24 protein-coding genes are annotated in these 23745 nt (G+C 71.4%); 7 read left to right on the top strand and 17 right to left on the bottom strand.

Translation table 11 applies throughout. The features are described from left to right. Positions 1-4: 4 nt before the first annotated feature. Entirely contained in the window at positions 5-2341 is a 2337-nt protein-coding gene (locus ABD297_RS18235; RefSeq protein ID WP_344256491.1) for an immune inhibitor A domain-containing protein, read from the bottom strand. Positions 2342-2618: 277 nt separating this feature from the next. Between ABD297_RS18235 and panB the strand changes: the two genes are divergently transcribed. After that, positions 2619-3509: a 3-methyl-2-oxobutanoate hydroxymethyltransferase gene (gene panB / locus ABD297_RS18230; RefSeq protein ID WP_344256490.1), complete on the top strand. Its 891-nt coding sequence runs from the start codon at positions 2619-2621 to the stop codon at positions 3507-3509. An 82-nt stretch (positions 3510-3591) separates the two neighbouring features. Here the strand turns inward: panB and ABD297_RS18225 are convergent, their stop codons facing one another. Continuing rightward, positions 3592-3798 (bottom strand): methionine aminopeptidase, encoded by a 207-nt coding sequence (locus tag ABD297_RS18225; protein ID WP_344256489.1) that lies wholly within the window; start codon positions 3796-3798, stop codon positions 3592-3594. A gap of 112 nt (positions 3799-3910) precedes the next feature. On the opposite strand from ABD297_RS18225, the gene map reads away from it, so the two are divergent. After that, positions 3911-4798, top strand: coding sequence for a type I methionyl aminopeptidase (gene map / locus ABD297_RS18220; protein ID WP_344256488.1), 888 nt, complete (start codon positions 3911-3913; stop codon positions 4796-4798). Between the two features lie 138 nt (positions 4799-4936). Next, a complete protein-coding gene (gene ppgK, locus ABD297_RS18215; RefSeq protein ID WP_344256487.1) occupies positions 4937-5695 on the top strand; it encodes a polyphosphate--glucose phosphotransferase in 759 nt (252 codons plus the stop codon). Positions 5696-5805: 110 nt separating this feature from the next. Here the strand turns inward: ppgK and ABD297_RS18210 are convergent, their stop codons facing one another. The 6 genes from ABD297_RS18210 to ABD297_RS18185 form a co-directional block, all read right to left on the bottom strand. Continuing rightward, complete coding sequence (locus tag ABD297_RS18210; protein ID WP_344256486.1) at positions 5806-6738, bottom strand: serine/threonine-protein kinase; 933 nt, start codon at positions 6736-6738, stop codon at positions 5806-5808. Further along, positions 6735-7538, bottom strand: a complete 804-nt coding sequence (locus ABD297_RS18205; RefSeq protein WP_344256485.1) for a cytochrome b N-terminal domain-containing protein — start codon at positions 7536-7538, stop codon at positions 6735-6737. The genes ABD297_RS18210 and ABD297_RS18205 overlap by 4 nt, the downstream gene beginning before the upstream one ends. After that, positions 7535-7708, bottom strand: coding sequence for a hypothetical protein (locus ABD297_RS18200; RefSeq protein ID WP_344256484.1), 174 nt, complete (start codon positions 7706-7708; stop codon positions 7535-7537). Before ABD297_RS18200 ends, ABD297_RS18205 begins: the two co-directional genes overlap by 4 nt. A gap of 183 nt (positions 7709-7891) precedes the next feature. Next, a complete protein-coding gene (locus tag ABD297_RS18195; protein WP_344256483.1) occupies positions 7892-9463 on the bottom strand; it encodes a hypothetical protein in 1572 nt (523 codons plus the stop codon). Then, positions 9439-10245 carry an ABC transporter ATP-binding protein gene (locus ABD297_RS18190; RefSeq protein ID WP_344256482.1) on the bottom strand — a complete coding sequence of 269 codons (807 nt, stop codon included), beginning with the start codon at positions 10243-10245 and terminating at the stop codon, positions 9439-9441. Before ABD297_RS18190 ends, ABD297_RS18195 begins: the two co-directional genes overlap by 25 nt. Before the next feature lie 22 nt (positions 10246-10267). Continuing rightward, positions 10268-10921, bottom strand: a complete 654-nt coding sequence (locus ABD297_RS18185) for an MBL fold metallo-hydrolase (protein WP_344256481.1) — start codon at positions 10919-10921, stop codon at positions 10268-10270. Positions 10922-11045: 124 nt separating this feature from the next. Here ABD297_RS18185 and ABD297_RS18180 point away from each other — a divergent pair, with 124 nt between their 5' ends. Then, on the top strand, positions 11046-12824 hold the full coding sequence (locus ABD297_RS18180; RefSeq protein WP_344256480.1) for a hypothetical protein: 1779 nt from the start codon (positions 11046-11048) through the stop codon (positions 12822-12824). Positions 12825-12858: 34 nt separating this feature from the next. Here the strand turns inward: ABD297_RS18180 and ABD297_RS18175 are convergent, their stop codons facing one another. From ABD297_RS18175 to ABD297_RS18160, 4 genes are all read right to left on the bottom strand, one after another. Beyond that, a complete protein-coding gene (locus tag ABD297_RS18175; RefSeq protein ID WP_344256479.1) occupies positions 12859-13254 on the bottom strand; it encodes a MerR family transcriptional regulator in 396 nt (131 codons plus the stop codon). 33 nt (positions 13255-13287) lie between these two features. Continuing rightward, on the bottom strand, positions 13288-13488 hold the full coding sequence (locus ABD297_RS18170) for a hypothetical protein (protein WP_344256478.1): 201 nt from the start codon (positions 13486-13488) through the stop codon (positions 13288-13290). Between the two features lie 132 nt (positions 13489-13620). Further along, positions 13621-14877: an FUSC family protein gene (locus tag ABD297_RS18165; RefSeq protein ID WP_344256477.1), complete on the bottom strand. Its 1257-nt coding sequence runs from the start codon at positions 14875-14877 to the stop codon at positions 13621-13623. 83 nt (positions 14878-14960) lie between these two features. Further along, a complete protein-coding gene (locus ABD297_RS18160; protein ID WP_344256476.1) occupies positions 14961-16088 on the bottom strand; it encodes a YihY/virulence factor BrkB family protein in 1128 nt (375 codons plus the stop codon). A gap of 160 nt (positions 16089-16248) precedes the next feature. Between ABD297_RS18160 and ABD297_RS18155 the strand changes: the two genes are divergently transcribed. After that, entirely contained in the window at positions 16249-18009 is a 1761-nt protein-coding gene (locus ABD297_RS18155) for a serine/threonine-protein kinase (protein WP_344256475.1), read from the top strand. A 137-nt stretch (positions 18010-18146) separates the two neighbouring features. On the opposite strand, the gene ABD297_RS18150 is transcribed toward ABD297_RS18155, so the two are convergent. From ABD297_RS18150 to ABD297_RS18140, 3 genes are all read right to left on the bottom strand, one after another. Next, on the bottom strand, positions 18147-18329 hold the full coding sequence (locus tag ABD297_RS18150) for a hypothetical protein (RefSeq protein WP_344256474.1): 183 nt from the start codon (positions 18327-18329) through the stop codon (positions 18147-18149). Between the two features lie 215 nt (positions 18330-18544). Next, the gene (locus ABD297_RS18145; protein WP_344256473.1) at positions 18545-19021 is read right to left on the bottom strand and encodes a (2Fe-2S)-binding protein; all 477 of its coding nucleotides are present in this window, start codon (positions 19019-19021) and stop codon (positions 18545-18547) included. A gap of 9 nt (positions 19022-19030) precedes the next feature. Then, positions 19031-21307, bottom strand: coding sequence for a molybdopterin cofactor-binding domain-containing protein (locus ABD297_RS18140; protein WP_344256472.1), 2277 nt, complete (start codon positions 21305-21307; stop codon positions 19031-19033). A 251-nt stretch (positions 21308-21558) separates the two neighbouring features. Here ABD297_RS18140 and ABD297_RS18135 point away from each other — a divergent pair, with 251 nt between their 5' ends. Both ABD297_RS18135 and ABD297_RS18130 read left to right on the top strand, forming a co-directional pair. After that, positions 21559-22086: a hypothetical protein gene (locus tag ABD297_RS18135; RefSeq protein WP_344256471.1), complete on the top strand. Its 528-nt coding sequence runs from the start codon at positions 21559-21561 to the stop codon at positions 22084-22086. Between the two features lie 40 nt (positions 22087-22126). Continuing rightward, positions 22127-22363: a hypothetical protein gene (locus ABD297_RS18130; protein WP_344256470.1), complete on the top strand. Its 237-nt coding sequence runs from the start codon at positions 22127-22129 to the stop codon at positions 22361-22363. Positions 22364-22496: 133 nt separating this feature from the next. Here ABD297_RS18130 and ABD297_RS18125 read toward each other — a convergent pair whose 3' ends face one another. Continuing rightward, positions 22497-22742, bottom strand: a complete 246-nt coding sequence (locus ABD297_RS18125) for an ANTAR domain-containing protein (RefSeq protein ID WP_344256469.1) — start codon at positions 22740-22742, stop codon at positions 22497-22499. A gap of 65 nt (positions 22743-22807) precedes the next feature. Beyond that, positions 22808-23494 carry a helix-turn-helix transcriptional regulator gene (locus tag ABD297_RS18120; RefSeq protein WP_344256468.1) on the bottom strand — a complete coding sequence of 229 codons (687 nt, stop codon included), beginning with the start codon at positions 23492-23494 and terminating at the stop codon, positions 22808-22810. Between the last annotated feature and the right edge of the window lie 251 nt (positions 23495-23745).

Below are 23745 nucleotides of genomic sequence, written 5' to 3'. Positions count from 1 at the left end.
CGGGTCACTCGAACTTGACCATGACCTGGAGCTCGTTGCCGCCGTCACGGGTGTGCGTGACGGTCATGGTCGTGCCCGAGCCGGCCACCTTGGTGGAGCCCCACGGGTTCTTCGCCGACCAGTAGCGGTCCGGGTTCGAGTCGTCGAACGTCGGCATCGCCGGCTGCGACGGGACCTTGGTCTCGACGCCGTTGCGGTGGAAGGACACCGCGTCGGTGCTCTCCTGGCCGAAGGTCGCGTCGAACGGCTGACGACGGTTGCCCATCATCGTCTGCGTGCCGTTGGCGTTGTTGAGCATGATCGGCGCCGGGCGGGCGTCGACCGGCAGGACCTCGCCGCCGCCGGGGTGGGCGGAGGTGTTGTTGTCGCCGTACTCACCGTTGGCGAACCAGACGAGCATGCCGTTCTGGTAGGGGAAGCGCTCCACCCAGTCGGGCTTGCTGTTGCCCCAGCCGAAGTTGTACGGGCCGGTCTTCAGCGTCTTGTCGTAGCCGCTGTAGGTGCGGTTCTCGGCGAAGTAGAAGTCCTGGACCTTCTTGGAGGTGGTGCCGTCGATGATGGCGAAGCCACCCTTGGCGACCCACGCCCCGGCACCGGACTCGACGTCGTCGACCGGACCGGTCACACCGTCGGTGGTGACGGCGACGTCGTCGACGAACGCCTCGCTGGAGACGCCGCCGTCGGTGGCGACCCGGAAGCGGAACTGGATGTTCTGGCCCTTGTAGGCCGAGAGGTCCCACGACTTCTGGGTCCAGGCGAAGACGCCGTTGACCGGCGTGCCGACCTGGGTCCACGTGGCGCCGTTGTCGGTCGACACCTCGCCGTACATGTAGTCGTAGTCCTTCTCCAGGTTGCCCTGCACGAAGGCGCTGATCGACGCCGAGGTCTTGGCGCCGGTCAGGTCGACCGGGCGCGACAGGGTCGAGCTGAGGTTGTCACCGAAGCCGCTCCACCACTCCGCCTTGCCCGAGTGGGGCTTGTTGCGGTCGGCGGTGACGGTGCGCTCCGGGAGCGGGACGACGAGGGCCTGGACCGAGCCACTCTTCGTGGCGAGGTCGGCCTGGCTCAGCTTCACCGAGGTGTTCTCGCCGAACTGGACGGTCTTGTGGTCGAGCCAGCCGAGCTGGAGCTTCTCCCACGGGCCCATGTAGCCGGGCGTCGTGCCGATGGAGTCGGTGCCGTGGTTGAGCCACGAGCCACCGCTCATCAGCGTCCAGAACGCGGTGCCGTTGTCGCCACCGGCGGTGTCGTAGAGGTCGGGCAGGCCGAGGTCGTGGCCGAACTCGTGCGCGAAGACGCCGAGGCCGCCGTTCTCGGGCTCGGTCGTGTAGTCGCCGATCCAGATGCCGGTGTCACCGATCTGGATGCCGCCGAGCTTGTTGCCCTCCGGGCCGACCTTGCCGGCGCCGGTGGAGTTGACGTACCAGCGGTGCGACCAGATGGCGTCGGTGCCCTGGGTACCGCCACCGGCCTCCTCGCCCTCGCCGGCGTGGATCGCCTGGAAGTGGTCGATGTAGCCGTCGGGGCGGTTGTAGACGCCGTCGCCCTGCGAGTCGTAGCGGTCGACCTTGTCGAACTGCTGGAGGTAGGCGCGGATCTGCTCCGTCGTCTTGCCCTGGGCCTTCTGGTCGGCGTACCAGGCCTGGGCGGTGTCGTTGATGTAGGCCCAGTAGCCGTTGGACTGCGGGACCGTGTTGGAGCCGTAGCGCGCCTCGTTGTAGGGGACCTTGACCCAGTCGGAGACGTCACCCTTGGCGAGGAAGCGGCCGTTGGACTGCTTCTGGTAGAAGTCCTTGAACGACTCACCGTCGCCGAACATCATGTCCATGTAGTGCTGGCGGTTGAAGTCCTTGAGCCAGTACGTCGAGTTGTCGTCGGTGCTGTTGCCGTCCCAGTTGCGGTCGGGCTCGGCGATCTGGTTGTGCACCGGGCCGGGAGCCGTCGACTGTCCGCCATACGTCTTGTCGCCGAAGTCGGTGAGGATCGTGAAGATGTCCTCCTCACGGTTCACCGGGTAGTTGACGTACTTGGACTTCTTCGGCTTGCCGTTCTGGTCCTTGCCCTTGCCCTTGACCTCGATGACGCGGTTGCCGTTGATGGTCGTGGTCGTGGCCTCGCCCTTGAGGAGCTTGGCGACGGCGTCCTTGCGCTCGGCGGCCTGCGCCTCGGCAAGGGGGTTGGGCAGGTTGTCCGGGCGGGAGGCCTGCGCGGCGGCGGGGTCTCCGCTCACCGGGGCCTTCGCAAGCGGGGTGGCCTGAGCCTGCATCGGCGCGGCGAACCCGGTGACGACGAGCGCCCCCACGGCCAATCCCGAGACAGCACTCCAATGGCGCTTGTTCACGATCTGTCCTCCTGGATACAAGGCGCCTCAAATCGGGCACCTCGCGGTATAAGAACACAGATCACAGACAATGTGGCGCCCGGTCACAGGGAATTCGAAAAAACTTGTGCATCAAGGCAGTTCGGCGCAAAGAACGTAAAATCTTCGTAAAGGAGTGATGCTCCGGTCTTGGCTTTCCCCGGCTCATCGGATACGGGTCACACCCGCCCCAACCGTCCCCCCGAGCCGCGCGGCGCAGGCCCCCGACGGGCGACGACGCCACCGATATGCTCCCCCGATGAGCACAGACGCCCCTGAGGAGCAGAGTCCCTACGGTGCCGGCAGTCGCGGTCAGGCGCCCACCTCGGCGGCGGCCGGTGCCCCGTCCCCCCGCAAGGTGCGCATCCCCCACCTGCACGCCATGAAGGCCGAGGGTCGCAAGTGGGCGATGCTCACGGCATACGACATGTATGCCGCCCAGATCTTCGACGAGGCGGGCATCCCGGTCCTGCTCGTCGGCGACTCCGCCGGCAACAACGTCTACGGCTACGAGACCACGGTCCCCGTCACGCTCGAAGAGATGATCCCCCTCGTCCGCGCCGTCTCCTCGGCCGCACGCCGCGCCCTCGTCGTGGCCGACCTGCCGTTCGGGTCCTACGGCGCCTCCGTCGAGCAGGGCTTCGCGAGCGCCGTGCGCCTGATGAAGGAGGGGCTGGCCCACGGGGTCAAGCTCGAGGGCGGCACCGCGATGGTCCCCCTCGTCAAGGCCCTGACCGATGCCGGCATCCCCGTCATGGCGCACGTCGGCTTCACCCCGCAGAGCGAGCACCAGCTCGGTGGCTACCGGGTGCAGGGTCGCGGGGACGCGGCCGACTCGCTCGTCGACGAGGCACGCGCCCTCCAGGACGCCGGGGCCTTCGCCGTCGTGCTCGAGATGGTCCCCGCACCGGTGGCCGCCCGCGTCACCGAGGTGCTGAGCATCCCGACGATCGGCATCGGCGCCGGCAACGGGACCGACGCGCAGGTGCTCGTGTGGAGCGACTTCGCCGGGCTGCGCTCCGGCAAGGCGCCCCGGTTCGTCAAGAAGTACGCCGACCTGCGCGGGACCCTGCTCGAGGCCGCCCGGGAGTATGCCGCCGACGTCGAGTCGGGCGCGTTCCCGGACGCGGAGCACTCCTTCGACTCCTGAGCCACGGGCCAGCCCGAGCGCACGTGCGTGAGCCCGTCCGGTCGTGACCGGACGGGCTCAGGCAGGTGCTGGGAAGGCCTGCTCAGGCGTCGTCGTCGCCCGCGCCCGCGGCCCCGCGCTCGTTCCAGTCGCGGTCCTGCGAGTCCCACTGCTCGGTCTTCTTGTGGGCGGTGTCGAGCGCCGCCCGCGCCTCCGCCTCGGTGGCGTACGGGCCGAGCACCTGCTCGCCGCGGCTGCGGTTGTCATCGGTCTCGACCTGACCCGTGTCGACGTTGTACCAGAAGCTCACGTGCGCACTCCTTCTCTTCTCGGACTCTTGCCACTTCACCGCCGGCCCGGGCGGGTCCGCGTCGTGAACGCCACGCGTGGACGGCACGGACCGACGACCTAGACTCCACCGTATGCCGTTGCTCCAGCCGCGGGTGTCCGCACACCCCCTCAGTCCGCGCCGACCGGTGCCCGCCTCGATCGAACGGCCGCACTACGTCGACGTGTCCAACCCGCGCGAGGACGGCGACGTGCGGATCAAGGACGCCGAGACCATCGAGAAGATGCGGATCGCCTCGCGGATCGCCGCGACGGCCATGGTCGAGGCCTCCAGGGCCATCGCGCCCGGCGTGACCACCGACGCGCTCGACGCCGTCGCCCACGAGTACATGCTCGACCACGGGGCCTACCCCTCCCCGCTCGGCTACAAGGGGTTCCCGAAGTCGGTGTGCACGAGCGTCAACGAGGTCATCTGCCACGGCATCCCGGACGCGCGTCCCCTCGAGGACGGCGACATCGTCAACATCGACGTCACGGCCTACATCCACGGCGTGCACGGCGACACCGACGCGACCTACCTCGTCGGCGACGTCGACGAGGAGTCACGCCTGCTCGTCGAGCGCACCCACGAGGCCATGATGCGCGGCATCCGGGCCGCCCGGCCGGGCCGCGAGATCAACGTCATCGGCCGCGTCATCGAGAGCTACGCGAAGCGCTTCGGCTACGGCGTCGTGCGCGACTTCACCGGGCACGGCATCGGGCTCGAGTTCCACTCGGGCCTCATCGTCCCGCACTACGACGCGGCGCCCCACTACGAGACGGTCATCGAGCCGGGCATGACCTTCACCATCGAGCCGATGCTCAACCTCGGCACCCACGAGTGGGACATGTGGGACGACCGCTGGACCGTCGTCACCCGCGACCGCAAGCGCTCGGCCCAGTTCGAGCACACCATCGTCATCACCGACGACGGCAACGAGATCCTCACCCTCCCGGAGGGCGATCCGGGCACGACCGCCTGAGCCGTCGACGCGCGACGTCGCAACGGGCACCCCGGCAGCACCCCGGCAGCACCTGCACCACCCGCTCGACCCACCTCGAGCGAGCTCGACCGCTCCACGACCGACCACGACCACGTCCTCGACAAGGAAGCACGGACCATGGCCAAGCACGGCAAGCCCCTCGGCATCGACATCGGCGGCAGCGGCATCAAGGGTGCCCCGGTCGACCTCAAGGCAGGAGAGCTCGCCGGCAAGCGGCTCAAGATCCTGACGCCCAAGCCGGCCACTCCCGACGCCGTCGCCGAGGTCGTCGACCAGATCGTCGACCACTTCGCCGACGTGACCGGAGACTCCCCCATCGGTGTCACCGTGCCGGCCGTCGTCATCCGGGGCACCGTCCTGTCGGCGGCCAACATCGACCCCTCGTGGATCGACACCGACGCCGAGGCCCTCATCAAGGAGCACACCGGCCGCGCGGTGACGGTGCTCAACGACGCCGACGCCGCCGGCCTCGCCGAGATGTACTACGGCGCCGCCAAGGGCGTGCAGGGCCTGGTGATCCTGACGACGCTGGGCACCGGGATCGGCAGCGCCATCATCCACGACGGCCGGCTCGTGCCGAACTCAGAGCTCGGCCACCTCGAGATCGACGGCTACGACGCGGAGGACCGCGCCGCCTCGTCGGTCAAGGACGCCGAGGGCCTGTCCTGGGACGAGTACGTCGAGCGGCTCCAGACCTACTACGACACCATCGAGAAGCTCTTCTCCCCCGACCTCATCATCGTCGGCGGCGGCATCTCCAAGGACAGCGACGACTTCCTGCCCAAGCTCAAGCTGCGCTGCCCGATCGTCCCGGCACAGCTGCGCAACCAGGCGGGCATCATCGGCGCCGCGCACCTGGCCGTCGACCTGGCCTGATCCAACTCGAGCCGTCTCCGGGCGGCATGAGTCGGCACGAGTCGGCCGATGCGCTCGGTGAGTGCATCGGCCGGCTCCGGGACGGTTGGCGCCCCAAGGCATCTCAGGGTTCAGCGACGGTTGCGCCAGACGAGCCGGTGCACACCCAGGTGCCGCGGCAACGTGCGCAGGCCCGGGATCCACGGGATGCAGATGAAGCCGATGCTGAGCACGATCATGAGCGCCCAGACCTGGATGTCCGCATTGTCGGACGTCGCGAAGGGCGGCACCTGGTACCACAGCGAGTAGAGCCACAGCCACGGCTGGCCGGGGTAGTTGCCCGTCTCGTTCATGATGCCCCACTGGTTGCCGCCGAGGTTCTGGGCCCGCGCCAGGTCCTCGAGGTGGGTCCCGTCGGCCAGGAGCAGCAGCGCCTTGGTGCTGTCGACCCCGAAGAAGCTCGTGCGTGAGGTGAGCAGCCCCTCGAGAGCTCCACTGTCGGCCAGGTGCAGCTCGGCCGCCGCGATGGCCGGGACCGGCCCGTAGTCGCCGCTCGCGACCTTTGCCGGGTCGCCGTCCGGAGCCTTCCCGAGGGCGTCGACGTAGGCGTTTGACCAAGCCTGCTGCCGGTCGGCGGAAGCCGACTCCCACGCCCGCACCGCAGCCGTCGCGGCCGGGTCGGAGGTGAGGGTTCGCACGGGGTCGAGGACGAGGTCCTTGGCCGAGTCGACCGGCTGGGTCACGCCGGGCAGGGTCTGGAGGTTGAGCGGGCCGAGGGTCTGGCCCGTGCCCGCGGTGTTGTAGGGCGCGCCGTAGCCCGCGCTCGTCGTGGTCCCGGCCAGCTCGCCGGCCGCGGTGGCCACGACATCGGCCGGAGACTGACGGGCCCACTGCTGCAACGAGACCGCCGGGTCGTCCGGCGAGGAGAACACGAGGGCGGCGACGACGCTGAGCACGGTGACCACCGCGAGCGCGATGACGAACTCCTTGACGAGGTCGTAGCGCCGGGTCGGGAAGGCATGCGCGTCGGGCGTCGGGCCCCACCCTCCGGTCCTCGTGCTCATGACTCCGACCCCTGACGCACGGGCGCGGCGGGACCCACCGGCCGAGCCGTACCGCCGACGAGGTCGGCAGCGGTCTCGACGGGGGTCACGACAGGGGTCTCGGAAGCGGCGTCGACAGGGGTGTCGACGGCGGCCTCGCCAGCGGGGTCAACCGCGCCGATGGGCGGCGCGACACCCCGACGTCGCACGAGGACGATGTGCACGACGACGATGCCGCCGACGACCAGTGGCAGCAGCGAGACGTGCCACAGCACCATCTGGCCGAGGTTCATGACGTTGAAGTACGCCCCGACCCCAGCGGCGTTGAGACCGTCCTTGGCCTGGGTCGAGATCCACTGCGAGTCGAAGTTGGTCTGGATGAGGTAGCCGGTGAACGCCGTCCCGAGCGATCCGAAGAAGGCGAGCGCGCCTGTCGCCCAGGTGAGTCCGCGATTGCCACGCCAGGAGGCCATGAAGAACTTGCCCCAGAGGTGGATCACCATCGTGGCGAAGAAGAGCTCGACGCTCCAGAGGTGGACGGAGTTGACGAAGTGCCCGAGCGAGCTCGAGTGCCACCACGTCACGCCGCCCAGGGTCAGCACGAGCCCCGAGACGATGATGACGACGAGGCTCGCGAGACAGGCGACCCCGAAGACGTAGATCCAGGAGGCGACGTAGGCGGGCTGCCGGTCCGGCAGCCACTGCCCCTTGGGCACGAGCCCCTCGACCCACCGGGTCAGGGCCGCGGTCCAGGTGTTGCTCTCCCGGGGCGCGGACTGCTCCGTCGAGCTCGAGCGCACGGTGACCGGGGCCCGGCTCATCGATCCTCGTCCTCACGCGAGGAGGGGAACGGCAGCACGAGTGCCAGCACGAAGACGACGATCATCGCGAGGATGACGAGGAGGTTGGCGACCGTGATCGTCAGCCACCCCCACTGGACGACTGGACCTGCAGGCGCCGGCTGTGACGCGGCGAGGAACTGGGTGATCATCTCTGGCCTCCGGGAGAGCGAAGCTGTGAGTCCTCCTGCCCGGTGCAGATCTACTACACAACGTAAGAGTAGGGGGCGACTCCCACGGCCGCAGCGGAATGAGATCTTCGTCCCCCGGTCCCTGGATGCCCCCGAACGGCTCAGGTGCGCTCGAGCGCGACCGGGACGCGGATCGGAGGCTGCTCAGACACGTTGCAGGGTCGAGAGCAGCTCGGGTGCGCGCCGGTCGAACAGACGCGCACCCGCACGCACGCCCGTGACGGCGACGGCCACCCCGAGGGCCACCCCGGCGGTCGCCGCCGTCCAGACAGCCCACGTCGACCCCTGCCAGGCGAGCCACGCGAGCAGCAGCGTCGGCGAGGCCAGCGCCACGGTGGCGATGCTCGCCAGCGACTGGGCCGCCATCGTGATGCCGGCCGCGCCGGGAGGCGCGTTGAAGGGGCTCTCGCCCGACTCCGGCACGGGATAGGGCAGCACGATGCTCATGACGCTCGACACGGCATACCCGGCCCCGAGCAGGCTGACGGACAGGCCGAGGGCGGCGGGCAGCAGGTCCCAGCGGTCCGCGACGGCGACGCCGACCAGGAGGTGCGCCGGCACGAGGACGCACGCGAGCAGGACGGCCGGCACGAGGCGACCACGCCGGTCGTCGCGACCCGACGTGCCCGAGACGATGTGCAGCCACAGGGCGTCGGACTCGTAGGAGACCGCGTTGTGCTCGCTCCAGCCCAGCAGGAACGAGACGAGCGGGCCCATGAGCAGGGGCGTCCAGACGACGTGCCCGGTGTAGAAGGGGATGAGCAGCGCGAGCGGGACGAGCGGCGTCATCACCATGCTGATCTGGAAGCGCGGGTCGCGTCGCCAGTACGTCAGGACCCGCGCGGCCACGGCCCCTGAGGGCGTGCCGGGCAGGCGGGCCAGCAGTCCCAGGTCGTCTCCCATCGAGGCCCCGGAGTCGGTGCGCGACACCGCGCGCGGGTTGTCGACCTCGCCGCGCAGCACGCGCGACCAGAGGGCGAAGACGACGACGAGCAGTGCTGCGGCCAGCGTGAGCCGCACCAGCCCGGTCGCGGCCTCCCCGGCCGCCACGTCACCGGGCGCGGCCCAGGCCCACCCGAGCGGCGACCACGCGACGACCTGCGCCGCACGCGTGGCGAGCCCTCTGACGTCGCTGCCGAGGTTGGCCACGACGGACACGGCCGGCCCGATGACGACGATCAGCAGCAGACCGACCACCGCGATGACGTCACGACCGCGCCGGCTCGAGATCGCGTTGGTCATCGCGGCGGAGACCCAACGGCTCGTCGTGATCGCTGTCAGCAGGCCGATCGACGTCGCGACGAGGGCCACGAGCGTCGACGCCGGGGTGTGCGACCACGCGACGACGACACCGGCACAGAGGACCATCGAGGCGATGGCGGGCAGGCCAACGAGGGCGGCCGCCACCAGACCAAGGGCCAGCTGGCGGTGCGGGACCGCGAAGGTGGCGAACCGCCCCGGGTCGAGCGTCGGGTCGGAGCCGAACGAGAAGAGCGGCACCACTGACCACAGGACGATTCCGGCGGCGCCAGCGAGGGGGATGACGACGCGCGCGGCGTCGAGGGACCCCCGGAACGCCGCGAGGATGACCGCGAGACCCGCGACGAGCACGGCGAAGTAGACGATGCCGACGACCGCACCGACCGCCTGGGCGCGGCTGCGCCGGAAGATGTTCCGGAGGAGGGTGAGCTTCAGTCGGACGAGGTGCGCAACCACGACAGACCCACCACCTCGGTCGACCCGCCCACCAGGTCGACGAACCGCTCCTCGAGCGACAGTCCCGCCCTGACCGCGTCGAGCTCTCCGGCGGCGAGGACCAGGCCGTCGGAGATGACGGCGACGTGCGAGCAGATGCGCTCGACGAGGTCCATGACGTGGCTCGAGAGCACGACCGTGCCCCCGGACTCGACGAAGCCGGCGAGGATGCGTCGGATGGTGGCGGCCGAGATCGGGTCGACCGCCTCGAAGGGCTCGTCGAGCACGAGCACGCGAGGGCCGTGGACGAGCGCGGACGCGAGCGTCACCTTCTTCGTCATGCCCGCCGAGTAGTCGACGACGAGCTTGCCCTGGGCCTCCGTCAGGCCGAGGGCGGTCACGAGCTCGGCAGCCCGCTCGGACGCGAGGTCGCGGGACAGCCCGCGGAGCAGGCCGGCATACGTGATCAGCTGCAGGCCGGTGAGCCGGTCGAAGAGCTTAAGCCCGTCGGGCAGCACGCCGACGAGCCGTTTGGTGGCCAGGGGGTCCGCCCAGACGTCGCGCCCCAGGACGAACACCTGGCCCGCGTCGGGACGCAGCAGACCCGTGACCATCGACAGGGTCGTCGTCTTGCCCGCACCGTTGGGCCCGACGAGCCCGAAGAACGAGCCCCGCGGGACGTCGAGGTCGATGCCCTTGACGGCGATGACGTCTCCGAAGCGCTTACCCAGACCGCGCAGGGCGATGGCCGGGCCGTCCTTCGGACCCTGTTGCGGCGCAGGCAGATCCGCGATGTCGCTCATCACACTCCCCCGAGCTCGAGCGTCAGAACGTCGCCGACTCGGCGTCGCGCAGCGGGACGTAGCGCAGGCCCTCGACGCCGGAGAACTGCTCGATGTGGCCGGAGTACATCCGGTGCCCGACCTCGCTCAGCAGCGCGTCGTGGATCGGGATGAAGCTGCGCGGCGCGATGCGGCCGACGAAGGCGATGGAGTCACGGCTCGCCGCCCACGGTGCGCTGAGCGGGTGGGCGAGGACGTCGACCTGGCCGGGCTCGCCGTCGTAGGCGTCGCCGGGGTGGAAGAGGGACGGCTCGCCGTCGGCGCGCAGCACCACACCGACGTTGGGGATGCGCGGCATCGCCGGGTGGTTGAAGGCGTGCAGCTCGCCCACCGGCGTCACGACGACATCACCCACGGCGAAGTCCTCGCCCTGGCGCGACGGCACCGCGGCCAGCCCCTTTTCGCGGAGCTTCTCGGCCGTGAGCGGGTCGGTGTGGACCGTGGCTGCGGGGTTGGCGCGCAGCAGGGCGCTGACCCGCTCGGGGTCGAAGTGGTCGGCATGGTTGTGGGTCACGAGGACCGCGTCGAGACCGGTCAGCTCGTCGAACCCCGACGAGAAGCTGCCCGGGTCGATGAGGATGCGGCGGTCAGCGGCCTCGACGAGGAGGCAGGCATGGCCGAGGTGAGTCACGCGCATGGACCCACCTAACCACGCTCCGGCTCGACCGACGGGCGAGACACAGCCCACGCCTGCCCCCAAGCCACTGCGTCCGGCACGACCGGGTGACAGACTCGCCGCAGGACCGAACGGGGGTGGCGACGTGGACCCGCAGCCGCAGATCGACGATCTCGGCCTGCTGCGTGCCCACGAACCGGTCGTCCGGCTCACCCGGGGCGAGTACTTCCTGCCCGTCGCCGTCGACGGCTACGTCGCCCACGCGAGCCTGGTCCGTGACGAGGCCGGCACGACGTCGGTGGTCGCGGCGCCCGGAACACTCGACCTCGACCGCCTCGCCGGCTTCGGGGCGGCGCACGACGGGCCGGGCCTCTCGCTGTCGGGGATCACGGAGCCGAGGTCGTGGCTCGATCGCCTCCGGCGGGTACGCCCCGCCGCGCGACCCGCCTTCCGGGCGGGCAGTCGCCTCGCGCAGGTGGGCCTGCTGGGCCGGAGCATCGACACCCTGAGCCGGCTCTCCCTGCTGCTCCGGGGCTCGGTGCCCGGCGGGAGTGCGGCATCGGCGTATGCCGTGCAGCAGGAGCACCTGTGCCCCGAACGCCCCACCTACTACGGGCGCGTCGTCCGCAGCGACGGGTGGGTCGTGTGCCAGTACTGGTTCTTCTACTCGTTCAACAACTGGCGCTCCGGCTTCTCGGGTGTCAACGAGCACGAGGCCGACTGGGAGCAGGTCACGATCTTCCTCGACGGCACGGGCACCGTCGCGGACGACGGTCTGCCTCCGCCCCGCTGGGTCGTCTTCAGCGCCCATGACGAGACCGGCGACGACCTGCGCCGGCGCTGGGACGACCCCGACTTCACGACCGTCGACGGCCGACATCCTGTCGTCCACGCGGGCGCCGGATCCCATTCGGGCGCCTACCTTCCCGGTGACTACCTCATCACCGTCGCCCCGCCGTCGTGGGGCGGCATCATCCCTGCGGCGCGGCGCGTCGCCAAGCTCTTCGCCCCGTGGGCCCGCGCCGCCCAGGGCAGTGGGCTCGGCATCCCGTACATCGACTACGCCCGTGGCGACGGCATCTCGGTCGGACCGTCCGGCGAGCTCGGCTGGCACCCCGTCGTCATCGACGACGAGACGCCCTGGGTCCGGGACTACCGCGGGCTATGGGGCCACGACACCAAGGACCGGCTCGGCGGCGAACGCGGTCCGGCAGGTCCTCGCTACGAGCGCAACGCGACCGTGCGGCACTCGTGGGGCGACCCTGTGGGCTGGGCCTCGCTGGCCAAGGTCGCCCCCAGCGCCGCGGCCGAGGCGGCGCTCGTGGCCGAGCGCATCGGGGAGATCGACCGCAGGCTGGCCGAGCTCGAAGCGGACTCGGAGTCCCGGGCCCACTCGCTGACGACCCGGGCAGCCGGACTGGGACCGGACAGCCCGGACGTCCGGCGGCTGGCTCCGGACGAGCAGGAGCTCACGACGATGCGGCTGGACGCCGTGCGCCTGCGTGACGAGCGAGCCCGGATGGAACGCGCCCTCGTCGAGGGGCTCCCCACACCCTCGCCGCACGCCCACCTGTCCCACCGCCGGACTCCCATCACGCCCAGCGAACGCTCGCGTGACCGCCTGCTCGCGGCGTGGGCGGTCGTCAGCACGCCGATCGTCATCTACCTCGTGGCGGGCCTCTTCAAGCCCGAGGTCACCGACCGGCCGCTCGGGATCGTCGTCCTCCTCGCGCTGGTCCTCGGCGTCGAGGCCTTCACCCGCGGCTTCTTCCTCGGGTATGCCGTCCGCGTCGTCGTCGTCATCGGCGCCCTGGTGCTCGCGGGCGAGTTCGCAGGCCACTGGCAGGTCGTCACCTACTGGACCCTGGTCGTCGTCGCCGTCGTCGTGCTCGTCGTCAACGTGCGGGACGCCCTGCGCCGGTAGGCAGGCCCGCGCCCCCGGACGGTCGGACCCGCCCTCAGGCCTCGACCCGGGCGAGGCGGGAGGCGTACATGTCGATCTTGACGTCGATGGCCGCGAGGTGGTCGTGGACCTCGGCCACCTGCGCGAGCACCCGGGCACGGTGGGTCTGCAGCAGGGCGAGGCGCTCGGTCTCGTTGCCGTCGCCCTGCCGACACAGCGCGGCATACGCCTTGACCTCGCGGATCGACATCCCGGTCGCGCGCAGGCGCGTCAGCATCGTGACCCACGTCAGGTCGGTGTCGGTGTAGACCCGATGGCCCGAGCTCGTCCGGCCGACCCCGCGCAGCATGAGTCCGTCGCGCTCGTAGTAGCGCAGGGTGTGCGGGGTCAGGCCGGTCCGCTCGGCGGCCTCGGCGATGGTCATTCCCTCGACCGGTGCAGTGACAGTCACCCACCCATGGTCAGCCTTGGAGCACACTCGAAGTCAAGCGGGGGGCGGGCTGTCGTGCTCACGGCCGCCGACCTGCCTCGGGCACACGGCGGCGCGCAGCAGGCGCCGGCGCCGCCGGCCGACCCCGAGCGCCCCGGGCGTCGAGCGGTGCTGGGCCGCGGGCCAGGTCCAGCACCGGAACGGCTCCCCCGGCGGGGTGACGGAGGGACCCGGGAAGCGCGTCGGTTCCGGCACGGGAGGACTCCTCTCGTCGGCGGACGGCGGCGTGGTGAGGTCCCTGACCCGCTCTCACCAGACACGGGACGACCGCGCTGGGCACGCGCCTCTCGGACGCGTGCACTGGGAACGAGGCCGCCGGGGCGAGCGTTACGCGGTGTCCCCGGGGCCGTCTCGGCGATCGCCGTGATCCTCGCCACGGTCGCGGCCTTGCCGACGCAGGCGGGCCCAGACCGGCGACTCGGCAGGAGGCAGGCGCAGCGCTGCGGTGTCGGTCGGCACGACGGCCGCCTCCCGGGCGGCCTCGAGCTCGGCCAGCGCCCGCTGCGAGTCGCTGATGAGCGAGCCGTAGACCGGCCACTCGTCCGGGTCCTCCAGCGGGGTCGTGCGCACCTCCTCCCTCAGCTTCGTCAGGACGTCGTACGCCTGGGAGACGCCGCTGTCGAAGGCGGCCGTGGCGCGGTCGTCGTGACGGCCGAACTGCGAGACGGCCCGCGCCAGGCCCGACAGGGCGTCGGCGTACTCGTTCAGGAAGGACTCCGACGGCATCGGCTGGTGACGGCTGTCGTCGGCGGCGTCGACGAGCGTGCGCGCGATCCCGGTGACCTGCCAGAGCGTCCGGCGCAGGGTCGTCACCGTGTGCTCGTAGCCCTCCCAGTCCACGTCGGCAGGTCTCAGGTTGTCGCGCAGGTTGAACCTCATGCTCTCGCGGCCGGTGCGGATGTCCTCGAGCACGAACGGGGCGCGGTCGGCGATCTCGCTGCCACGGCGGTACCACCGGTTGGCCGCCTCGACGTCCAGGTCGCCGCGCAGGCCCTCGGCCATCTCGTCGAGCAGCTCGCGGACCTGGCGGGCCAGGGCCGAGACCCGCTGGCGCGGCTTCGTCAGGTGCAGCGGCGCGAAGACGATCGCGTTGGTGGCCACCCCGATGACGCCGCCCGCGATCGTCTCGACGATCGTGAGGTAGGTGAACTCCTCGTTGGTCCCCTTGGCGGTGATGAGCGAGAGCAGCACCATGGCCGGGACCTGGATGCCGTGGTCGCCGAGCCGCGACCACCGACCGATGACGAGGGCGACGAGGATGACCCCGAACATCGTCCACCAGTAGACGCCGAAGACGGTGGCGACGACCCAGGCGACGCTGAGCCCGAGGACCACGGCGGCGATGCGCTGGGCGCTCGCCGAGAGGCTGCGCAGCATGGTGCGGTCGACGACGAGCAGGGCCGCCATCGGGGCGTAGAAGGGCACCGGGCTGTGCAGCACCCGGACCGCGAACTGCCAGGCCAGCACCGTGGCGATGGCGGCCTTGACCAGCAGGAGGAGCGCGTCACGCTCCGGGCCGGCGCGGTGCAGCGCCCGGCCCAGGGCGTGCACGCGCTGCCTCGTGTCGTCCTGCCACTGGCTCATGAGCCGTCGCCCCCGCACGATGCCGACCCGACGAGCAGGGCGCGTGCTGCGTCTCCCACGTGCCCACCCTAGGGCCGGGGCGCTCAGAGCGACCTGCGCTCGGAGGCTTCGGCGACGGCGCGCTTGTCGATGTCGTCCATGGCCCGCGTGTCACGGGGCTCCGCGAAGGGCTCGAGATCCTCGGGCACGCCCTGGGCGATGGCCCGACTGCGGTCGAGCTCGGCGTTGATCTCGGCGCCGAGCAGGATCGCGATGTTGGTCAGCCACAGCCAGACGAGGAACACGACCACCCCGGCCAGCGAGCCGTAGGTCTTGTTGTACGACGAGAAGAAGGCGACGTAGACGGCGAAGAGGCCCGAGACGACGAGCCAGATCACCACGGCGATGATGCCTCCGGGGCTGACCCACTTGACGCCGCCCTGCTTGGCGTTGGGGCTGGCCCAGAAGAGCACCGCGAAGAGCACCGACACGAGCACGAGCAGGACGGGCCACTTGAGCACGCCCCAGACGAGCAGGGCCGTGTCGCCGGCTCCGACGAGGCCACCCACCTGCTGGGCGACCGGACCGCTCACCACGACGATGACGGCGCTGACGATCATGACGACGACCGCGAAGAGGGTGACCCCGACCCGGATCGGCACGGTCTTCCAGATCGGTCGACCCTCGGGGATGTCGTAGATGACGTTGGAGGCGCGCATGAAGGCCGACACGTAGCCGGAGGCCGACCACAGCGCCACGAGCAGACCGAACACCGCGCCCAGGCCGGCGCCGGTCCGGTTGGCCTGCGCCTGGGCGATGAGGGTCCGCACGAAGTCCGCGCTCGAGCCGGGCGCGATCGCCTGGACCTGGCTCACCACCTGCGAGGTCGCGTCACGGCCGAGCAGGCCGAGCGCCGCGACCAGCACGACGAGGGCCGGGGCGATGGAGAGCAGGCCGTAGTAGGTGAGCGAGGCCGCGAGGTCGGTGAGGTTGTCCCGCTTGAACTCGACGCGGGCGCGCTTCAGCACGGCGACGAGAGAGGCGCGGGGCAGGTCGGTGGGGCTGTCGGGCTCGGAGCCGCCGGACCGGGGGCCGGAGGTATCTCCGCGGGTGTCACCTCGGGTGTCACCTCGGGTGTCACCTCGGGTGTCGATGGGCTCGCTGCCTGCGTCATCCTGTGTCTCGAGGGGGTGCCGGACCGGGCCGCGCGAGGGGTTGTCTGCTGGTGCCATGCCCCACGCGTACCCAGTGGCTCGGACCGGCGCACCGGACGGGGGCGGGTCCGTCGGCCCACGACGGCAGTGGCAGCATGGGGCGCTGGTCTGGGTACGACCCACCCGGGCAGTGGCCTTCTGCCCAGGGGTCCCGAGCACGCTCCGGAGGGAGACGAGGATGGTGGACGAGCAGCCGGTCCTCATCGCCGCGCGCTACCGGCTGATGAACCGGATCGGCGCCGGCGGCATGGGACACGTGTGGCTCGCCTGGGACGAGCGGCTCAACCGCGCGGTCGCGGTCAAGCAGCTGCACTCCCCCGTCGGCCTGCCGGACGCCGAGGCCCGGGTCGCCCACGACCGCGCCATGCGCGAGGCCCGCATCACCGCCCGCCTGCACCACCCCAACGCCGTCCCCGTCTTCGACGTCGTCGACCACGAGGGTGCGCCGTGCCTCGTCATGCAGTACCTCCCGTCCCGGAGCCTGCAGGCCGTGCTGACCGAGCGCGGCCCGCTCCCGGCGCGTGAGGTCGCGCGCGTCGGCGCCGAGCTCGCCTCGGCGCTCGCGGCCGCGCACCGGGCGGACATCGTGCACCGGGACGTCAAGCCGGGCAACGTCCTCGTCGCCGACGACGGAACGGCCCGCATCACCGACTTCGGCATCTCGCACGCCCTGGGAGACGCCTCGCTCACCTCGACGGGGATGGTGACCGGCACGCCGGCCTACCTCGCGCCCGAGGTCGCCCGCGGCACGTCGTCGAGCGCCGCCTCCGACGTCTTCTCCCTCGGCGCCACGCTCTACACGGCCGTCGAGGGCACGCCCCCGTTCGGCACCGGCGACAACGCCATGGCACTGCTGCACCGCGTCGCGTCCGGCTCGATCACGCCGCCGTCGGACGGTCCCCTGGCCGACGTGCTCCTCGCGATGCTCGCCGCCTCACCCGAGGACCGTCCGACCATGCGCGAGGTGTCGGCGCGGCTCTCCGAGATCGCCTCGGGGCGCGCGCCCGGAGCGGCCGCCCGAGAGCCCGACGAGCCGAGACCCGATCGCACCCGCGTGCTGCCGACCGCTGCCGCCGGGACGGCGTCGTCCTCGTCGTCGACCGACCTGACGCCGGCGACGACTCCCCTCGCAGCCGCAGCGCTCGCGGGGCTCGCGGCCCTGCCCTCGGACCTGCCCTCCGACCTGCCGGCCGACCCGCCTGTCGCGCCGGAGCCTCCGGACGCCGCCACCCACGCGACCGCGCACGACAGCGGGTCGGGCCGTCCGGCATACCCCGACCCGGTGGACACCACACCCCCGCACGGCACCCCCGTCGTCGGCGACGACGCAGGCCGGCGGCGACGGCGCGGGCTCGTGCTGCTGGCCGGACTCGTCGTGCTCGTCGGCGCCGGGCTGCTCGCCTGGGCGCTCCAGTCCGGCGACGCCCCGAGCCAGCAGGCGGCACCCCCGCCCGCGACGTCGAGCACCGCGCCCCGGGCGACCACCCCGAAGGCCGGCCCGTCGACGACCGCGGCCCCGTCGCCCTCGGCGACCACGCCGAAGCCGACCCCGTCGACGCCCTCCAGGACGCCCTCGACCACGCCGGCGACGACGGCCGCGCCGCCGGCCGGAGCCACGGCTGCCGAGCTGGCCTCGGCCGTACGCGACTACTACGCGCTGCTGCCCGGCAACACCGACGCAGGGTGGGCCCGCCTGACCGACCGCTACCGCTCGACCACCGCAGGCAGCCGGTCGACGTACGAGAAGTTCTGGACGTCGGTCGACTCCGTCCAGGTGCGCCAGGCCACGGGCTCGGCTCCCGGATCGGTCGTCGCGACGCTGCGCTACGCGTTCGCCGACGGGCGCCGCTTCGAGGAGCGGACGTCCTACACGCTCGTCCGGGACGGCGGCATCCTCAAGATCGACCGGTCGTCGGTGCTCAGCAGCCGCCAGCTCTGAGCCGGCGGCAAGCCCCAACCGAGCCCCAACAGAGGCCCCGCCGACCGCGTTCGGGTGGCCGTGCCCTCAGATCATCTGGGCGGGGCGCCGCGGTCGGCGGGGTGCTCGTGGTGCGGCTCACCCTGACGGTCGGACCGTCAGGGGCAACGCCACATGACGAGTGAACGCGTGGAGTGCCCTGCGCGGTTCCGCGAGGCGCCGACCGGAGCGACCACGCTCGTCGTGCAGGCCTGCACGAGCCGGTCGAGCATGGCGGCTCGCTCGGTGGCCGTCATGACGGTCGCCGTGGTCTCGTCGTCGCCCGGCGTGGTTGTGCTCATCGAGGTCTCTCCCTGGTCGCAGCACCGGCCTCGTCCCTGTGGCCGGTGTCCCGAGGACAGGTCTACCAGCCCCATTCGCTCGATTCATCCGCAATGCCCGATTTCTGCAAGAAAGTCTCAAGAAAGGTGCAAGGGACGACAAGTGGAGCGGGTGCCGAGCACCCGTCACCGTGCCGCGGGCCGCCGACCGGGGCGGTCGGCGGCCCGCAAGAGGACTACATCCGCGCGGCTCCGTCGCGCACGGCCTCCCTGATCCGGTTGTACGTGCCGCACCGACAGACGTTGCGTATGCCGTCCAGGTCGTCGTCGGTGATCTGACGACCCTCGGCCCGCACCTTGCGCACCAGTGCGACCGCAGCCATGATCTGCCCCGGCTGGCAGTAGCCGCACTGGGCGACGTCGCGCTCCAGCCAGGCCTCCTGCATGGGGTGCAGGTCGGCACCGACCGTGTCGGGCAGGCCCTCGATGGTCGTGATCTCGTCGTCGGGTCCGACGTCCTGGACCTGGACCGAGCACGGGTTGAAGGCCTTGCCGTTGATGTGGGACGTGCAGGCCTTGCAGACGTTGATCCCGCAGCCGTACTTCGGACCCGTGATGCCGAGGACGTCACGCAGGACCCAGAGGAGCCTGACGTCGTCGGCGACGTCGACGGTGACGGCCTCGCCGTTCACCCGGAAGGTGTGCTGTGCCATGGGAGCTCCTCAGTAGGTGTGGGCCAGGCCGTCGGTGGGCGACGGCGGCACGGGCGGGACGAAGGTCTTCGGTGTGAACGAGACCGTCCCGTGGTTGATCGGGAAACGCGTGGGGACGGTGCCCGTCGCCCGCGCGTAGGCGCAGGCCGTGGCCGCGACGGTGGCCGCGACCCCTGCCTCGCCCGCACCCCCCGGAAGCTGCGCGTCCGACGGCATGACGACGCACTCGAAGGTCGGCGGGACGTTCCACTGTCGCGTGTAGAAGTAGTTGTCCCAGCTCGCCTCGAGGAAGTGGCCGTCGACGAGGTGGTTGCTGCTCGTGAGGGCGAGCGCGATGCCGTCGGAGACGCCCCCCATCATCTGGGCCTCGAGGCCGCGGGGGTTGACGACGAGCCCGGCGTCGATGGCGATGACCGCCTTGGTGACGCGCGGCCCGGTGACCGCGTCGCGAACCTGTCGGTTCACCGTGTCGGGCCGGCAGTCGATCTCGACGAGCACCGCCGTCGCACCCTTGTACTCCGAGTGGATCGCGATTCCCTGGGCGGTGCCGGAGGGCATCGACCGCCCCCACTGCCCGACCTCGGCGACCTTGCGCAGGCAGGCCTTGACGCGTTCGTTGCGCAGGAAGGCCAGCCGGAACGCGACGGGGTCCTTGCCCAGCCTCTTGGCGATCTGGTCGATGAACAGCTCGTTGGCGCACGCCACGTCGGGCGAGTAGATGTTGCGCATGCTCCCGGTGTTGAAGCCCATGTCGACCTCGTCGAGCAGCTGCGTCACGACCCCGAAGTCGTAGGGCAGCTCCTGGGTCAGGGTGAAGATCGACTCGGCGAGCCCGAGGTTGCCCAGGCCCGCTGGCAGCTCTGCCGCCATGGCGGTGAAGCGCTCCCCGAGGCCGTGCGAGAAGTCGGTCCTGATGCTCGTGTGCCGCTGCTCGAAGGTGAGCACCTCGCCGGCCAGGAGGGTGGCGCGGATGCGCGAGGTCGCCATGGGATGCGTCCGCCCCTGGCGGGGCTCGTCCGCACGGTGCCACATCAGCTTGACGGGCTTGCCCATCGCCCGGGAGATCTTGGCGGCCTCGATCGCGGCGTCCCCGAAGAGCTTGTGCCCGAAGGACCCTCCGCCGGTCACGACGTTGACGGTGACCGCTGCGACCGGCAGGCCGAGGGCCTTGGCGATGTTGCGCTGGGCGACGATCGGCGCCTTGAGACCGGCCCACACAGTGGCCCGGTCGTCGCGCACGTCGGCGATGGCACAGTTGGGCTCCAGCGCCGCGCTGCTGCGGAACATGAACTCGAACCGCATGTCGACGGTCTGCGTCAGCAGCGGCACCTTCGGGACGGCCATGGGCAGCTCGGCGGCCTTGAGCCGGCTCAGCACGGAGTCGTCGGACTCGCCCTCGACGGGGCCGCCGGCCCACGTCACCCGGAGCGCCCGGACGGCGTCGATGCACTGGCCGAACGTCTCGGCCCGCACCGCGACGCCGGTGTCGACGACCGCCACGTCCGTCACACCGGGCAGCGCCCGGACCGCAGCGAGGTTGTCGACGCTGCGGGGTGAGCCGTTGAGCGTCGGCGGGCGGCACACCATCGTCGGCAGGGCGTCGGGCACCTGGAGGTCCATGGTGAAGCGCTTGCGGCCCGTGACCGCCTCGAGGGCGTCGACCCGGTTGCGCGGCCTGCCGACGACCTCGAACGAGCTGGTGGGGGCCAGCTCGACGTCGACGGCCGTCGTCGTCGAGCTCGCAGCGGGACCCGACAGCTCGGCATACGTGCGGCTGCTGCCGTCCGGAGCGGTCACGACGCCACCCTTGGCCACGAGCGAGGCCACGGTCGCACCGAGCGCCGTCGCGGCTGCCTGCAGCAGGGCGCCCCGCGCCACGGCGGCCGCCACGCGGATCGGCGTGAACATCGACTCCATCGTGTTGGACCCACCGGTGAGCTGGTTGAAGACGAGCTCGGGCCGCGCGGGCGCCAGGGTGACGCGCACGTCCTCGACACGCATCGACAGCTCGTCGGCGATGATCATGGCCGCAGCCGTCGTGATGCCCTGGCCGACCTCCATGCGGGGGATCGCGAAGTGGGCCAGGCCGTGGTCGTCGACCGTGATGGTGATCAGCTGGGACGTCGGCAGGGCCGAGTGGGTCTGGAGGTCACCGAGGTCGTAGAGCTCGGCCACCTGCGGAGTGCTGGGGACGGCGGCCGACGCGGGGGCCGCTCCCCCGACCTCTGCGGCGACCGTGAGCGTGGCACCGGCCACGACGAAACCGATGAACCTCCTTCGGCTCACTCCCTGAGGTGGGGAGCCGGGGACTCGGGTGGGGCGGGAGACGTGCGACTTGCCGGAGGCTGTCGTCATTGACAGTGGTCCCTTCTCGGAACGGGGCACGAGCGGCCGGGATGCCGGGGGTGGGGCGGGTCGCGCTCGTGGTGGTGCGTCCGTGGTTCGCCGTCGAGGCGTGTCCGGATTGTCCTGACCCAACGAGGCCGGCCTCGGCGATGTCACGGTCACGGCGACGCGCGCGCCCTACAGTGGGCCTCGTGCCTGCCGAGGACGCGTCGCCACCGACCGGGCCGGCCCGGCCGGCCGAGCTGGTCGGGCCGACAGAGACATCCGGGCCACCCGGCCCCTCCGGCCCCTCCGGGCCGTCCGGGCCCGCCTCGCGCGCGGCCGACGTCGTGGACGTCTTCGTCTACGTCGTGGTGCTGGGGCTCTTCGTCGAGTACCTCCCCGCCGTGATCAGCGAGACCTTCACCCTGTCGCTGCTGACGGCCGTCCTGCTCAAGGCGGTCCTCGAGGTCGTGGTGGTGGTCAAGAAGCGGGCGAGGGCGCGGTTCACGGCGGCCGGGACCGCCGGGGGCAAGGTGGGAGCGGGCCTGCTGCTCTGGGCCGTCCTCGTCGGCAGCAAGTTCGTCGTGCTCAAGGCCGTCGACCTCGTCTTCGGCGATGCCGTCAGCCTCGGCGGCTTCGTGTCGGTGACGCTGCTCATCATCACCCTGCTCGTCAGTCGCCTCGCCGTGCGGCGGCTGCTCGAGGGCAGGACCCCGGTGGCGGAACCCGTGGCCTGAGCGCTCGACGGGCGTCGGGCCACGCTGCGACAGTGGTGGCATGTCGATCGAGACGTGGTGGTGGGCGGTGGCGCCCGAGACCCGCGAGTGGCTCGTCGCCCACAACGGCGAACCGCTGCCGGACGCCGTGACCGAGGACATCCTCGGCGTCGCCTCCCCGGTCGACCGGGATGCGTGGTGGGCGGACCTCGACGACTCGGGCCGTCTGGGCCTCTCCGACGCGGGGGTGGACTGGGTCGAGGCCGTCGCCAACGACGAGACACCGTCCACGCCGTAGACCTCGGTCCCTCCGACCCGGCACCCGGCGGGCTCCCGTCACCAGCGCCCTGGCGCGGGGCCCTCCCCGGCATACTCGCCAGCACGGCAAACCCCGGTCTCCGGCGACGGAACCGGCCCGGGCCCGCTCGGGATCAGCGTGGCAGGCGCGAGGTCCCCAGGTCGATGACGTCGGTGGCCACGGCGTGCAGGTCACGACCGGACCGCTCGGCCCCCAGCCGGATCAGCTCGTAGGCCTGCTCGGCACTCAGCCCACGCTCGAGCATGACGAGGTCCAGCGCGACCGCGAGGTCGAGGCCACGACTCGGGCCGTTCGGAGCCGGCCGGTCGCTCGGGAGCTGGTCGGCACACGGACCCGGGTCCGCGGATGGCTCGTTCACGGCGAGGACATACCCAGCGGCGGGGGCGCATCCCCACCCGGACGTGGACTCGGCGCGAGCAGTCGTCAGGGGCGTGCGGTCCGGCGGAAGGTCGCCGACGTGGTCAGCCGGGCCACGCAGGAACGTTCGGTGACGAAGGGCTCGAGGTCGACGGTCGCGCCTGCCTCCCCCACGGCAGCCATGGTGCCGCGGATCAGTCCTCGGTGGATGCCGCACACGACGTCGGGGTGGGCCCTGGCCATCGACAGGAAGGGGCAGGCGCTCAGCGTCAGCTCGACCGTTCGCCCACCGGCGGCCGTGCGCAGCTCGGGCTGGTAGCCCCACTCCTCGAGCAGGTCGACCGCCATGCCCACCTTGCCGAGCCAGGCCCCGGGACTGCCGGCAGACGGAGGCGTGACCGCGTCGCTGCGCTCCTCGACCCACCGGCGCCCCGCCTGCTCGGGGTCGATCGGCACCCCGTCGGCAGCGGCGGACCAGGCACCCGTCAGCAGGGTCGTGAACGCCTGCAGGGCCTCGGGCGTCGCGAGCGATGCGGGGTCGGGGTCCGCCAGGTAGACCTTGCGCGGGCGCCCGACGGACCCTCGACGCTGCGACGTGGTGACCACACCGGCGGCCACCATGCGCTCGAGGTGGAAACGGGCCGTCGTGACGTGCAGGCCCAGAGCCGCCGCGACGTCGCTCGCGCCGACTCCCGGGTCCGGGTCGGCCTGCCGCAGCAGCTCGAGGACGGCTCGGCGGGTCGGTGACGCCATGACGTCACTGTCGTTCTCAGGCACGCACTCTCCATTTCGTTGATTTGGAGGATAGCGACGATTGAAGAAACAAGAGAAACCGGGTCCGAATTCGGCGTTCTGGCGGTGCGTTTGCCGCGCCGAAACGCCCTCGCGCCAGTAGCGTGGGCCCAGTTCGAGGAGCGGACGACGGAGCTGTGCCCTTCCTCGGGCGCCGTGCAACCGATCGTTTGGACGATCTCCGTCGCCGATTTGGAGGATCCGTGCGCTCC

This window comes from Terrabacter carboxydivorans (genome assembly GCF_039532035.1).
GTDB lineage: Bacteria > Actinomycetota > Actinomycetes > Actinomycetales > Dermatophilaceae > Terrabacter > Terrabacter carboxydivorans.
Note: the sequence above shows the minus strand (reverse complement) of the source record. Positions and strands in the feature narration are given on the sequence as shown.